This window comes from Azospirillum sp. VT-I1, assembly GCF_055698305.1.
Genome location: NZ_CP168800.1, coordinates 1,752,766 through 1,766,240, shown reverse-complemented (window position 1 = coordinate 1,766,240; position 13,475 = coordinate 1,752,766). Strand labels below are relative to the sequence as shown.

The window sequence follows — 13,475 nt, the reverse complement described above, 5'->3', positions numbered from 1 at the left end:
CCGCCATTTGCTGCGCCGCAACATTAGGGGCTGGTATGACCATTGGGCAAGGGGCGTTTCGTCGCGCCTATGCAAAACCGCCCAACTGACAGGATGCGCACTTGCGGCGGGAGGCCGACCGTCGCCAAGCTGTCGGCCCACCGGACGCCAACTTGCGCAAAGGAGCCTGTTCATGAAGGTCGGAATCGTCGGGGCGGGGTTCGTCGGCAGCACCGCCGCCTTCGCCATGGTGACCACCGGCGCGGCGAGCGAGGTCGTGCTGGTCGACATGAACGAGGCGCTGGCCCAGGCCCAGGCCCAGGACATCGCCCATGCCGTGCCCTTCACCCATGCGGTCACCGTTCGCGCCGGGTCCTACGCCGCGCTGGAGGGGGCGGGGGTGGTCGTGCTGTCGGCCGGCGTCGCCCAGAAGCCGGGGGAAACCCGGCTGGAACTGCTGGAACGCAACGCCAAGGTGTTCGGAGCCATCATTCCGGAGGTGCTGAAGGCCGCCCCCGACGCCGTCCTGCTGGTCGCCAGCAACCCGGTGGACGTGATGACGCAGATCGCGACGCGGATCAGCGGGCTGCCGCGCAACCGGGTCATCGGCTCCGGCACCGTTCTGGACACCGCCCGCTTCCGCGCCCTGCTGGCGGAGCAGCTGGCGGTGACGCCGCGCTCCGTCCATGCCCATGTGGTGGGCGAGCATGGCGACTCGGAGGTGCTGCTGTGGTCGAGCGCCACCGTCGCCGGCCTGCCGGTGGAACAGGCGGCCGAGCAACTCCGCCGCAGCATGACGGCGGAGGATCGCACCGCCATCGACGACGGGGTGCGCCGCGCCGCCTATCGCATCATCAACGGCAAGGGACACACCGCCTTCGGCATCGCCGGCGGGCTGGCCCGGCTGGTATCGGCCATCGGCGCCGACGAACGGATGGTGGCGACCTGCGCCATGCTGACCGACGAGGTCTGCGGGGTGCCGCAGGTGGTGCTGTCGCTGCCGCGCGTCATCGGTGCCGGCGGCGTGCTCGACACGGTGCTGCCGAACCTGTCGGCGGAGGAGGAAACCGCCCTGCGCCGCAGCGCTGAAATCCTGAAGGAGGCCGCCGACGGGGTGGAGCGCCGGATGGGCTGGGCCAGTTGACGCTACGCCATGTGATCCGCTGACACATGATCCGCCAGCCCCGCCGCCAACCCGTCGAAGACGGCGCGGCAGCGGGGGTGGAGCGCAGATCCTCGTGCATGGCGATCCACACCCCCATCGGCAATTCAAAGCGGTCGGCCAGCAGCCGGACCAGATCGGGGGTCCGCCGTGCCAGCGGGACCTGGCAGATGCCGATGCCGAACCCGGCCTCGATGGCCGCAAGTTGCGCCAGATGGCTGTCGGTGCGCAGCGCGAATCGGGGCAGGGTGAGGCCCGGCACCCGCTGCATCATGGCGCGGATGTCCGGCGTCTCGCGGTCGAAGCCGATCAGGCTGTGGCCGTCCAACTCCTCCAGGCTGCGCGGCGGGCCGTGGCGCTCCAGGTAACGCCGGTGGGCATGCAGGCCCAGCGCGATGCTGCCGACCCGCCGCACCAGAAGCGCCTGCTGATCCGGTTCCACCATGCGCACCGCGACGTCGGCATCCCGTTGCAGCAGGTTGTCGATGCCGTTGGACAGCACCAGCTCCACCTCCAGGGCCGGGTGGCGGGCTCGAAGGCTGGCCAGGATCGTCGGCAGGATGCGGGCGCCCACCACCTCGCTGGCGGTGATGCGGACGGTGCCGCGCACCTCCGCTCCCCAGCCTGATGCCGTCCGCCACAGGCTGGCTGCCGCCGCGTCCAGCGCTTCCGCCTGCGGCTTCAGGGCCAGCGCCGCGTCGGTGGGATCGAGCCCGCGCGGCGAGCGCACGAACAGGGAGCCGCCGACCGCCTCCTCCAGCGCCGCGACATGGCGGGCGAGGGTGGGTTGCGTCAACCCCAGAGCGCGTGCGGCCGCCGACAGCGATCCTTCACGGATCACCGCCAGGAAACTGCGGTAGAGGTCCCAACTGGGTGGCGGTGGGTTCATCGATTTCAGTATAGCGGATCGACGCAGTTCGACAATTCCGTTCATCTGTGTCCCGGTTCATCCTTACCGCCGTCACGAAGCGAAACGCGATGGAGGCAGCGATGGAACGGCAGGCGAGCGGCGGGGGCAGGACCGCCCTGGTTCTGGGGGCGACCGGCGGGTTCGGCGGCGAGATGGCGCGGGCGCTGGCGGCACGCGGCTGGACGGTGCGCGGCCTGCGCCGCAAGCCGGCGGAGGAGCGGCGGCAGGACCGCATCGACTGGATCGTCGGCGACGCGATGAGCGCCACCGATGTGGCGGCGGCGGCCGAGGGCGCCGCGCTGATCGTCCATGCGGTGAATCCCCCGGGCTACCGGTATTGGGACCGGCTGGTCCTGCCCATGCTGGACAACAGCATCGCCGCGGCCTGCGCCAACCGCGCCCGCATCCTGCTGCCGGGCACCGTCTACAACTACGGCCCCGACGTCTTCCCGCTGATCCCGGAGACGGCGGCGCAGAACCCGCTCACCCGCAAGGGAGCGATCCGGGTGGAGATGGAGTGCCGCCTTCATCGCGCGGTGGAGCGGGGGGCGAGGCTGCTGATCCTGCGCTGCGGCGACTTCTTCGGTCCGCAGGCCGGCAACAGCTGGTTCAGCCAGGGATTGCTGACTCCCGGCAAGCCGCCGACCCGGATCAGCCAGCCGGGCCGGCCGGGAATCGGCCATCAATGGGCCTATCTGCCCGACGTGGCGGAAACGGCGATGCGCCTGCTCGACCGCGAGGCGGAGCTGGGCGACGACGCGATGTTCCACATGGATGGGCATTGGGATGCCGACGGCGGCCGGATGGTCGCGGCCATCGCCCGCGCATTGGGCGAGCCCGACCTGCCGGTGCGGCGGATGCCCTGGTGGGTTCTGCGGCTGGCCGGTCCGGCGGTGCCGCTGTTCCGCGAACTCAGCGAGATGCGCTATCTGTGGCAGGAGCCGGTGCGGCTCGACAACCACCGCCTGCTGGCCTTCGTGGGGGAGGAACCGCACACACCGCTGGACTTGGCTGTGCGTCGGACGCTCGCCGGACTGGGATATCTCAAGCTGGGGCATCTCCCCGCACAACCGGCGGGATCGCTGGAGGCGGGGAAATGCATACCCGACCATGTGGCCTCAAACCGCCTGGGCTGAGGCCACTCGATTCATGCCAAACCTCAGACCACCGGGCCCGGGGTGCCCTTGTTGACTTCCAGGGCGCGGGCCAGGCCTTCCTCGATCTTCTTGGCGGCCTCTTCGGCGTTGCCCCAGCCGCGGACCTTCACCCACTTGTTCTTCTCGAGATCCTTGTAGTGCTCGAAGAAGTGGGCGATCTGCTCGATCACGATCGACGGCAGGTCGGTGTAGTTCTTCACGTCGGTGTAGAACGGGTGCAGCTTGTCGACCGGAACGGCCAGCAGCTTCTCGTCCTCGCCAGCCTCGTCCTCCATGTACAGGACGCCGATGGGACGCGAACGCAGGACCGCGCCCGGGACGACGCCGTGCTGGCCGACGACGCAGACGTCCACCGGATCGCCGTCACCCGACAGGGTGTGCGGGATGAAGCCGTAGTTGCAGGGATAGAACATGGCGGTGTGCAGGAAACGGTCGACGAACACCGCGCCCGATTCCTTGTCGACCTCGTACTTCACCGGCTGGCCGCCGATCGGAATCTCGATGACGACGTTCACGTCCCAGGGGGCATTCTTACCCGCGGCGAGCTTGCTCAGATCCATGTATCGCGTTCCTTCGACTGGCGTATTCAGGGCACGTTCTTGTTTCGGCGCCGATGCCCGGTCCGGCGCCACGCGGGGCCGGAGTTTAGGCGGAACGCCGATCAAGGCCAAGGAGCTTGCGTGGGCTCTTGCGCAGGTGCGGCAAAGGGGCAACCCTGCCGGGCATGGCCCGCCCGATCATCCTGCTCCTCATCCTTCTGGCTCTGCCGGCGCTCCGTCCGGCCAGCGCGGAGGCGCCCATACCCGGCACGTCCACGCACGGCATCGCCATGCAGGTCAGCGTGATGCATGGCATAGCCATGCATGGCGATCTGGCATTGCCGCCGGACTTCACCGCCTTTCCCTACGTCAACCCGGCGGCACCGAAGGGCGGGACCGTCCGGCAGGCGGTGACCGGCAGCTTCGACAGCCTCCACCCGCACATCGTCAAGGGCGTGCCGGCGCTGGGGCTGGGCTATGTGTTCGAGACCCTGCTGACCCGGTCGTGGGACGAGCCCTTCTCGCTCTACGGACTGCTGGCCGACCGGGTGGAGGTGGCCGATGACCGCTCCGCCGTCACCTTCCGCATCAATGCCAGGGCGCGCTGGCATGACGGCACGCCGGTCACCGCGGCCGACGTGCTGTTCTCCCTGGAGATGCAGCGGCAGCATGGCACGCCCAACCGCCGCCTGTTCTATGCCAAGGTCGCGACGGCCGAGGCGCCCGACCCGCTGACCGTCCGCCTTACCTTCGCCCCCAACCCGGACGGCGGCATCGACCGCGAGATGCCGCTGCTGATGGGGCTGATGCCGATCCATTCCAAAGCCTTCTGGGAAGGCCGCGACTTCAACCGTACGACGCTGGAGCCGATCCCGGGCAGCGGTCCCTACCGCATCGCCGCCGTCGATCCGGGCCGCCGCATCGTCTACGAGCGGGTGCGCGACTATTGGGGCCGCGACCTGCCCACCCGCCTTGGGCAGTTCAACGCCGACCGGCTGGAGTTCGACTATTACCGCGACGACTCCGTGGCGCTGGAAGCCTTCAAGGCGGGGCAGGGCGATGTTCGTTACGAAAGCGATCCGGCCAAATGGGCCACCGGCTACGACGGTCCCGCCCTGCGCGACGGCCGCATTGTGCGGGAGGAACTGCCGAACCGGCGGCCGGAGCCGGCGCGCGGCCTGATCTTCAACACCCGCCGGCCGATCTTCGCCGATCTGCGGGTGCGCCGGGCGCTGGGCATGGCGACCGATTTCGACTGGATTGGGCGCAGCCTGTTCCACGGCCTGCTGACCCGCACCGCCAGCTACTATCCCAACTCCGCCCTTGCCGCCCGCGGCCTGCCGGAGGGGGAGGAGTTGCGGGCGCTGGAGCCTTTCCGCGACCGGCTGCCGGCGGAACTGTTCACCCGCCCCTTCGCCCTGCCGGACGGCGGGACCGGCAGCGGCCCGGCGGGCCTGCGCGCCAACCGGCGGGAGGCGCTGCGGCTGCTGGAGGAGGCCGGCTGGCGGGTGCGCGACGGCCGGCTGACCGATGCGTCCGGGAATCGTTTCTCTTTCGAAATCATCCTGTCCGAACCGTCGGAGGAGCGGGTGGCGCTGGAGTTCGCCCGCTCGCTGGAACCGTTGGGGATCGACGCACGCGTCCGGACGGTGGACAGCGCGCAGTTCCAGGGCCGGCTAGACCGTTTCGACTTCGATATGACTATGCGCTGGTGGGCGTCCAGCCTGTCCCCCGGCAACGAGCAGCTCTATTACTATGGCTCCGACGCCGCCGGGCAGGAGGGCAGCCGCAATCTGGCCGGCATCCGTGATCCCGTCGTCGACGCGCTGGCCCGCTCCATCGCCGCGGCCACCACGCGGGAGGAGCTGGTCGGGCGAGTGCGGGCGCTGGATCGGGTGCTGCTGTGGGGACACTACATGGTCCCGCTGTTCCACAGCCCGGTGGACCGGATCGCCCGCCGGTCGACCCTGCAGCGTCCGGCGGGCACACCGCTGTACGGGCCGATGGTGGAAAGCTGGTGGGTAGCGCCCTGAGGCTTTCCCGAGCGCGTGGGTTTCCGTTGAAGAATTGTTGTGCACGCCCTGACGCGCGGACGATCAGGACGGCCCCTGACTGACCTCCGGCGAACGATCGTTGCTAACATCGGCCCTGAATGGACTCGTCGCGCCACGCAGGGGACACAGGATGAATATCCGCGCGAAAATATTGTGCGCAAATGTTCTGATCGCGGCCTTTCCGATCTGCATGGCCGTCGTCCTTGCATGGAATGCCGTGGGCGATCTCCGGCAGCGCCACCGGACGGAAGATTCGCTTTCGGCATTCGAAGCGACGCTGCAGGTCGGCCCCCTGCTGGCGAGCGAGCGGGGACGCTGGGCGGTCGCCTTCGACAGCGAGAAGCCGCTGGATGCCGCCGCGGCCCAGCCGCTTGAGGCAGCCATCGCGGCCAGCGATGCGGCTCTGACCAAGGCCCGTGAACAGATCGAAGCCGCGGGCTTGGCCCCCACCCCAATCGTTACCGCTGCCAACCAGCTGAAGGCGGCGCGGACGGCCGCCCGGCAGGCGGCGGAGCTGGCCAAGCCGGCCCGGCCGGCGGCCATCGCCGCGGCCACCGTCGATGCCATCGCCGCGGCCAACCAGAATGTCGGCAAGGCCATCGACGACACCTATCGCTCCACCATCGTCAACGGTCCGGACCTGTTCGGCCATGTCAACCTGGCGCGTCTGGCCCAGGACATGCGCGACGTCGGCGGCACCCGCTCCGCCTCCGTCGGGCTGTTCGTCGGCGGCATGGCCTTCGGGCCGGAGCGGCTGCAGGCGGCGACCGAGATGACCGGCAGGATCGGCGGGCTCTGGCAGATGATGCAGCAGGCGGTGCTCAACCTCGGCAACCCGCCGGAGCTGACCAGGGCGCTGGAGCATGTGCGCACCACCATGATGACGGAGGGCGAGCAGCGCTTCCAGAGCGTGATCGACGCCGCGCGCAAGGGCGCGCCGCCGCCCGTGCCGCTTTCCGAATGGCGTCCCTGGGTGACGCCGATGCTGAACAACATCCTGGTGATGCGCGACGCCGCCCTGGCGGTGGCGCACGAGTCGAACCGGGAGAGCGTGTCCCAGGCCTGGACCCAGCTGATCCTCGCCACCGTCGTCCTGGCCGCGGTCTGCATCACCTGCGGCATCGTGCTGATCGTGCTGTCGGCCCAGGTCACGCGGCGTCTGGGCTCCCTCACCTCCACCGTCGTCCGGCTGGCCGACGGCGACCTCGGCGTCGACATCGCCTATTCCAAGCTGCCGGACGAGATCGGCGCGATGGCGCGGGCGATCCAGGTGCTGAAGGAAAGCGCCATCGAACGCGTGCGGCTGGAGTCCGAACAGGAGGCCCAGCGCGCCGCCCGCGAGAAGCGTACCGCCGCCGTCGAGCGGATGGTGCAGGGCTTCGACCGGACGGTGTCGGCCATCCTGACCAGCGTGTCCGGCGCCTCCGCCCAGCTGAGCGAGACCGCCGAATCCATGGCGGCGCTGGCGGAGGAGACCAGCCGTCAGGCGTCCGCCTCCACCTCGGCGGCGGAGCAGACCTCGGTGAACGTGCAGACCGTGGCCTCGGCGACGGAGGAGATGACAGCCTCCATCCGCGAGATCAGCGAGCAGGTCTCCCGCTCCAACGGCGTTGCCGCCCAGGCGGTGCGCGAGGCGCAGGACACCACCGGTTCGGTCCGCAATCTGGCCGAGGAGGTCGCGCGCATCGGCGAGGTGGTAAAGCTGATCCAGGACATCGCCAGCCAGACGAATCTGCTGGCGCTGAACGCCACCATCGAGGCGGCGCGGGCGGGCGAGGCCGGCAAGGGCTTCGCCGTCGTGGCGAGCGAGGTGAAGCAGCTGGCCAACCAGACCGCCAAGGCGACGGAGGACATCTCCGCCCAGATCAACAGCGTGCAGAACGCGACGCAGGGAACGGTGAACGCCATCGAGGGGATCGGCGGCACCATCGGCACGATGAACGAGATCGCCGCCACCATCGCCGCCGCCATTGAGGAGCAGAGCGCCACCACGTCGGAGATCTCGCGCAACGTCCAGCAGGCGGCCCAGGGCACCGGCGAGGTCAGCGGCAACATCGCGCAGGTGCACGAGGCGGCCGCCCAGACCGGCCGGGCGGCGTCGCAGGTGCTGGACGCCTCCACCGGCCTGACGCGTCAGGCGGCCGACCTGCGCCGCGAGGTGGAGACCTTCCTGGCCGGCATCCGCGCGGCCTGACGCTTGCCGGCCCTTCTCCCACGGCGGGAGAAGGGCTTGGCTCATTTTGAACCCTACCGGTCGTGCAGCGGGGCCATCTGGTCCAGGCGGTGGGCGAACTCGATGTCCGCCGGGGTCACCGCGTCGGCGCTGCGGGTGTAGAGGATCACCTCCACCCGGCCGAGGTCGTTGAACCATTCGGGATGGTGGCCGGTCTTCTCGGCCAGCAGGGCGACCTGGTTCATGAACCCCCAGGCGGCCGGGAAATCGGCGAAATGGAAGGTCTTGCGGATGGCGTCGCGTTCCAGCACCTCCGACCAGCCGTGCAGTTCCTTCAGCGCCGTCTGGCGATGCGCGCCGACCAAACGATCGGACATGATGACCTCCCTTTCTTCCGTCGCTCTTTTGCCGCCCGCAGCTTCTTGGCGAACGGGCGGCGGTTCGCTACCTTCTGCGGCATGATACGGAAACCTTCAGGTCCCCATACGGTTCCGCCCACGGTCGAAGACCTGGAGCGCATGGCCGAAGAAGCGCTTGAAACCATCCCGGCGGAGCTGCTGGCCCCGGTCGGGAACCTCGTCATCCATGTCGAGGATTTTCCCGATGAGGATACCGAGCGGGAGATGGAGCTGGAAAGTCCATTCGACCTGCTGGGCCTGTACCGGGGGGTGGATCTGACGCGGCAAAGCGTCGCCGACCTGCGCGGCGGGCCGGACATGATCTTCCTCTACCGCCGTCCGATCCTGGATTACTGGTGCGAGACGGGGGAGGAGCTGCCGGCCATCGTCCGCCATGTCCTGATCCACGAGATCGGCCACCATTTCGGCTTCTCCGACGACGACATGGAGCGGATCGAGACGATGGAGTAAGGGGCGGAGTAGGGGGCGCCTCAGCCCTCCAGCGCCTCGGCTACCCGGCGGCGCAGCGCCGGCACCAGATCCTCCTCGAACCAGGGATTCCGGTTCAGCCAGGCGGTGTTGCGCCAGCTCGGATGCGGCAACGGGATATGGCCCGGGCCGTAGTCGCGCCAGTTCGCCACCGTCTCCGTCATCGTCGCCTTGCGCCGCTCGCCCAGATAGCGCGCCTGGGCGTACTGCCCGATCAGCAGGGTCAGCCGGACGCCCGACAGCGCTTCCAGCACCGGCGGGTGCCACAGGGGCGCGCATTCCGGACGTGGCGGGTAATCGCCACCCTTCGGCATGGTGCCGGGATAGCACAGACCCATCGGCAACACGGCGATGCGGGACTCGTCGTAGAAGGCGGCGCGGTCCATCGCCAGCCACTTGCGCAGCCGGTCGCCCGACGCGTCGTCCCAGGGGATGCCGCTGGCATGCACCCGCGCGCCGGGCGCCTGACCGACGATCAGCAGGCGGGCGGTGGGGCTTCCGCGCAGGACCGGGCGGCAGCCATGGGGAAGGACGCCCGCGCACAGCGTGCAGGCGCGGACCCTAGTGAACAGGCGGTCCAGCTGCGAACCGCCTTCAACCATGTCATCGGACAATCGACAGCAAATCCTGAACAAAGGCCGGCACCACCTCGGTCGCCGGGCCGTGGATCGAGCTATGGAAGTATGACGCGCCTTCCGACGGTTCCAGGTTCAGCTCGACCGTATAGGCGCCGGCCGACCGCGCTTCCGCCACGAAGCCGGCGGCGGGGTAGACATGGCCCGACGTTCCGATCGACACGAACAGGTCGCATTCCTCCAGCGCCCGCTGGATGCGCTCCATCTGGTAGGGCATCTCGCCGAACCAGACCACGTCCGGCCGCATGCCGCCCTTGCGCCCGCAGGTCAGGCAATGGTCGTGCACCGACAGGTCGCCCTGCACCTCCACCACCGTGCGGCAATGCAGGCAGAAGGCCTTCAGCAGCTCGCCATGCATATGCAGCGGCGCAACAGACCCGCCGCGCTCGTGCAGGTCGTCGATGTTCTGGGTCACCAGCAGGACCTCGCCCGTCCAGCGCCGCTCCAACTCCGCCAGCGCCCGGTGCGCGGCATTCGGCTGCACCGCCGGATCGGCGAGGCCGCGGCGGCGGTCGTTGTAGAAGCGGTGGACGAGATCGGGGTTGCGCGCGAAGCCCTGCGGCGTCGCCACATCCTCCAGATCGACCTGGCTCCAGATGCCGCCGGCGCAGCGGAAGGTGTCCAGCCCCGATTCCTTGGAAATCCCGGCCCCGGTCAGGATGACGATCGAGTCGGTCGGACGCAGGCGGTTGGTCAGCGCGGGTGAGGGCATGGGGATCCCCTTAGCGGTTCGGAAACCGGTCATGTGGAAAACTGCTGCGGCGTACGCTCGTCGCGCCCGGAAGTAAAGCCGCTGAAAAGAAAGAAGGGGGATACCGCAGGTGGTCAAGGTCCTGTTCGTCTGCACGGGCAACATCTGCCGCTCGCCCACCGCCGAGGGGGTGTTCCGCCATCTGGCCGAACGCGCCGGCCTGGGCGCGCTGGTGACCGCTGATTCCGCAGGTACTCACAGCTATCACGTCGGCGAGCCGCCCGACCCGCGCACACGGCAGGCGGCGTTGGCCCGTGGCGTCGATCTGTCGGGTCTGCGCGCCCGCAAGGTGTCGGCGGCGGACTTCACCCGCTTCGACCATATCCTGGCGATGGACCATGGCCATCTGGCCCAGCTGCGCCGCATCGCCCCGGCCGGCGCCACCGCGGCGCTCCGCCTGTTCCTGGACGATGCGCCGGGACTTGAGGGCCGCGAGGTTCCCGATCCCTATTACGGCGGCCCGGACGGCTTTGAAGAGGTTCTGGACCTGTGCGAGGCCGGGTCGCGTGGCCTGCTGGACCGCGTCATGCGCGAATGCAAGTTTCCGATTCGCGAACGCATCGGTTAACGTGTCGCCGTGCCCCGGCTGCATGGTTTATGCTGCCGAGATTACCTCTTTCGGAGCATCCGTCCGCCATGACCAGCGCAGCCACCGGCACCACCACGCCCGGCGGGATCCTCGACGGCATCGTCCTGTTCGAGGCCTTCTCGCCGGAGGAGCGCGCGGCCGTGGCCTCGCGCGGGCGGGTGTTCGACGCACCGGCGGGCACAGTGCTGATGCGCGAAGGCGATGGCGCCAGCTCGCTCTACGTGCTGCTGGACGGCACGGTGCGGGTGGTGCGCAACGACCAGTTCGGTGGGCAGGTCGAGGTCGGGTTCCGCCGCGCCGGCGACTGTTTCGGCGAGATGGCGCTGATCGACGGCGGCGCCCGCTCCGCCTCGGTGATCGCCGCCACGCCCGTGACGGTGTTCGAGCTGGAGCGCGAGCTGTTCCTGGCGCTGATCTCCCCCTCGCCCGATCTGCTGGCGAAGCTGCTGCGCGAACTCAGCCGGATGATCCGCGATGTGTCGGAACGGGTGGTGCGCGAGGATCTGGAACGCCGCACCCGCATCGCCGAATCGGCGCTGGCCCGCCAGCGTGCCATCACCCAGGCGGTGACCGGGCTGGCGCATGAGCTGAACACGCCGCTCGGCGTCTGCGTCACCGCGGCCAGCCACCTGCAGGAGCTGGCCCGTCCCGGCAACGGTCCGCTCGCGACCGAGGAGTTGCGAGAACCGGCGGCCCTACTCGACGCCAATCTGGCGCGCGCGGTGGATCTGGTGGAGGCGTTCTCCGCCATCGCCGCCTGCCAGAACGCCGAACCGCTGGAGGCGCTGGACCTGCGCCAGACGGCGGCCGACATTGCGGCGCTGTTCGCCGTCCAGCATCCGGACCTGCGGTTGTCCCTGCGGGTGATGCCGGGCGCTCCCTGCCCGTGGTTCGGCTGCACCCAGCCGCTGGAGCGGGTGCTGCATCACCTGTTCGCCAACGCCGCCGCCCATGGCTATGGCGGCGGTCCCGGCGCCGTCGAGGTGGCGGTGGAGCCGGCGACGCTGGATGCGGTGCCGGCCTGGAACCTGATCGTCCGCGACCGCGGCGCCGGCATCCCCGCGGAACATCTGCCGATCCTGACCGATCCCTTCTTCACCACCGCCCGCGGCCGCGGCCACAAGGGGCTTGGGCTGGCGGTGGTGTTCAACACGGTGACCGGCCCGCTCGGCGGCCGGATCGCCTTCGACAGCGCACCGGATGCCGGGACGACGGTGACGATCACCCTGCCGCAGGAGCTGTGAGGGCGGAGGCGGCCGTCGCCTCCTAGCCGTGCAGGGCGAGCCCCTTCACCGTCTTGTCCACCGCCTTCTTCGGCCCGCGCAGGGCCAGCCCGACCAGATCGGGGGCGGCCGGATCCTCCGCCCGGAAAGCGGCACGGTTGGCGGCATCGTGCCCGGTGGCGAACATCGCGGCGACATAGGGCGCCAGCGTCAGCCCCCGTTCCAGGGCATTGTCGCGGACGGCCCGCAGCTGGTCGCCGTCTGCGGCGAAGATCAGGATCGGCTGGCCGAGCATCCGGCCATAGGGGCGGCCGGCACCGTCGACATAGGGCTCGCCCAGCGCTTCGGGAGCCGCGGCGGCGATGCCGGTGGCGAGGAAGGCGGCGACGTTCAGCTTCTGCCACACCGGCAGATCGGCACGGATGACCAGGGCGACCTTGGTGTCGAAGCGGACGGGGGCGTCGGGGCCGGTTTCGGGCATCGGGTTGTCGGGCATTTGGCTGTCGGGCATGGGATGTCTCCTTCGCCCATCCAGATGCCGGATGATCGCACCTCAGTCTGGAACGTTCGTGCACAGAGCGCGGTAGGCGGCGGGCGTCATGCCGTAGGCACGGCGGAACCAGCGGCCGAGATGGCTCTGGTCGGCGAACCCGACCTCCGCCGCCACTAGGGCCGGGGCCTCGCCGTGGGCCAACAGGCGCCGGGCGGCGCGCAGGCGCAGCCGGACCAGATAGGCATGCGGCGACAGGCCGAAGGCGGCGCGGAAGGCGCGGTTCAGCCGGAAGCGGTCGACGCCGGCCGCCTCCGACAGCTCGTCCAGCCCGACATCCTCGGCCATCCGGGCGTGCAGCAGCTCGCGGGCCAGGGCGGCGGCGCGGTCGGGACGCAGGGGCCGGCGGTCGGTCGGCGGGGCGAGGTGGCCGGCCAGCCTCGCCGCCAGACGGTCCACCGACAGGTCGCGGGCAAGCCGCCCCTCTCCACGGTGCAGGGCCAGGAAGGCGGACAGGATCGTCGCGGCAAGTCCGGGATCGTCGGCCAGCGTGTCGCGGAAGCCCAAGGAGCCGGCGGCGCGCGGCATCAGATCGTTCAAGGCATCGGTGCGCGTGGTCAGCAGCGGCACCGGCAGGTAGAGCATGGCGTAGGTGAAGCCGTCCTCCGCAGGGCTGTGGCCGTCATGCGCCTCGCCGGGTTCGATCAGGATGACGCGGCCGGGCGTGCTGGTGTGCAGCCGCCGCCGGCAGCGGAAGGCCTGCACCCCCTGTTCGGTGACGCCGACCAGAAGCTCGTCATGGTCGTGCAGGTCATAGGCATGGCCGCGGAAATGGGCGCGGATGGTCTCGATCCCGGTCTCCGCGTCGCGGCGGACCGCCACCCAGTCCTTCTCGCCGTCTGCCATGCGTCCCATGCCGCACCCCT

At 69.8% G+C, this 13,475-nt stretch carries 13 protein-coding genes and 1 pseudogene; 7 read left to right on the top strand and 7 right to left on the bottom strand.

Annotated features, from left to right (window positions below; translation table 11 throughout):
- The first annotated feature begins 172 nt into the window (after window positions 1-172).
- The gene (locus tag AB8P05_RS08515) at window positions 173-1,123 is read left to right on the top strand and encodes an L-lactate dehydrogenase (protein WP_472757632.1); all 951 of its coding nucleotides are present in this window, start codon (window positions 173-175) and stop codon (window positions 1,121-1,123) included.
- 127 nt (window positions 1,124-1,250) lie between these two features.
- Here AB8P05_RS08515 and AB8P05_RS08510 read toward each other — a convergent pair.
- Window positions 1,251-2,030, bottom strand: a pseudogene (locus tag AB8P05_RS08510) (LysR family transcriptional regulator); the annotation flags it as partial.
- Between the two features lie 101 nt (window positions 2,031-2,131).
- On the opposite strand from AB8P05_RS08510, the gene AB8P05_RS08505 reads away from it, so the two are divergent.
- The gene (locus AB8P05_RS08505; RefSeq protein WP_472757631.1) at window positions 2,132-3,187 is read left to right on the top strand and encodes an NAD(P)H-binding protein; all 1,056 of its coding nucleotides are present in this window, start codon (window positions 2,132-2,134) and stop codon (window positions 3,185-3,187) included.
- A 23-nt stretch (window positions 3,188-3,210) separates the two neighbouring features.
- Here AB8P05_RS08505 and ppa read toward each other — a convergent pair whose 3' ends face one another.
- Window positions 3,211-3,768, bottom strand: coding sequence for an inorganic diphosphatase (gene ppa / locus AB8P05_RS08500; protein WP_455172808.1), 558 nt, complete (start codon window positions 3,766-3,768; stop codon window positions 3,211-3,213).
- 164 nt (window positions 3,769-3,932) lie between these two features.
- Between ppa and AB8P05_RS08495 the strand changes: the two genes are divergently transcribed.
- The gene (locus tag AB8P05_RS08495; RefSeq protein ID WP_472757630.1) at window positions 3,933-5,780 is read left to right on the top strand and encodes an extracellular solute-binding protein; all 1,848 of its coding nucleotides are present in this window, start codon (window positions 3,933-3,935) and stop codon (window positions 5,778-5,780) included.
- 238 nt (window positions 5,781-6,018) lie between these two features.
- Entirely contained in the window at window positions 6,019-7,995 is a 1,977-nt protein-coding gene (locus AB8P05_RS08490; RefSeq protein ID WP_472757629.1) for a methyl-accepting chemotaxis protein, read from the top strand.
- A gap of 53 nt (window positions 7,996-8,048) precedes the next feature.
- On the opposite strand, the gene AB8P05_RS08485 is transcribed toward AB8P05_RS08490, so the two are convergent.
- A complete protein-coding gene (locus AB8P05_RS08485) occupies window positions 8,049-8,351 on the bottom strand; it encodes a 4a-hydroxytetrahydrobiopterin dehydratase (protein ID WP_455172805.1) in 303 nt (100 codons plus the stop codon).
- A gap of 141 nt (window positions 8,352-8,492) precedes the next feature.
- Between AB8P05_RS08485 and AB8P05_RS08480 the strand changes: the two genes are divergently transcribed.
- Window positions 8,493-8,843, top strand: coding sequence for a metallopeptidase family protein (locus AB8P05_RS08480; protein ID WP_014249055.1), 351 nt, complete (start codon window positions 8,493-8,495; stop codon window positions 8,841-8,843).
- Between the two features lie 20 nt (window positions 8,844-8,863).
- On the opposite strand, the gene AB8P05_RS08475 is transcribed toward AB8P05_RS08480, so the two are convergent.
- Window positions 8,864-9,463 carry a uracil-DNA glycosylase family protein gene (locus tag AB8P05_RS08475; RefSeq protein ID WP_472759323.1) on the bottom strand — a complete coding sequence of 200 codons (600 nt, stop codon included), beginning with the start codon at window positions 9,461-9,463 and terminating at the stop codon, window positions 8,864-8,866.
- A 1-nt stretch (window position 9,464) separates the two neighbouring features.
- Complete coding sequence (locus tag AB8P05_RS08470; protein WP_472757628.1) at window positions 9,465-10,208, bottom strand: NAD-dependent deacylase; 744 nt, start codon at window positions 10,206-10,208, stop codon at window positions 9,465-9,467.
- Window positions 10,209-10,317: 109 nt separating this feature from the next.
- On the opposite strand from AB8P05_RS08470, the gene AB8P05_RS08465 reads away from it, so the two are divergent.
- Together AB8P05_RS08465 and AB8P05_RS08460 are read left to right on the top strand one after the other, a co-directional pair.
- Window positions 10,318-10,815 (top strand): low molecular weight protein-tyrosine-phosphatase, encoded by a 498-nt coding sequence (locus tag AB8P05_RS08465; RefSeq protein WP_472757627.1) that lies wholly within the window; start codon window positions 10,318-10,320, stop codon window positions 10,813-10,815.
- 68 nt (window positions 10,816-10,883) lie between these two features.
- A complete protein-coding gene (locus AB8P05_RS08460; protein WP_472757626.1) occupies window positions 10,884-12,080 on the top strand; it encodes a sensor histidine kinase in 1,197 nt (398 codons plus the stop codon).
- A gap of 22 nt (window positions 12,081-12,102) precedes the next feature.
- On the opposite strand, the gene AB8P05_RS08455 is transcribed toward AB8P05_RS08460, so the two are convergent.
- Window positions 12,103-12,570 (bottom strand): DUF2000 family protein, encoded by a 468-nt coding sequence (locus AB8P05_RS08455; protein WP_472757625.1) that lies wholly within the window; start codon window positions 12,568-12,570, stop codon window positions 12,103-12,105.
- A 42-nt stretch (window positions 12,571-12,612) separates the two neighbouring features.
- Window positions 12,613-13,464 carry an AraC family transcriptional regulator gene (locus AB8P05_RS08450; RefSeq protein WP_472757624.1) on the bottom strand — a complete coding sequence of 284 codons (852 nt, stop codon included), beginning with the start codon at window positions 13,462-13,464 and terminating at the stop codon, window positions 12,613-12,615.
- Between the last annotated feature and the right edge of the window lie 11 nt (window positions 13,465-13,475).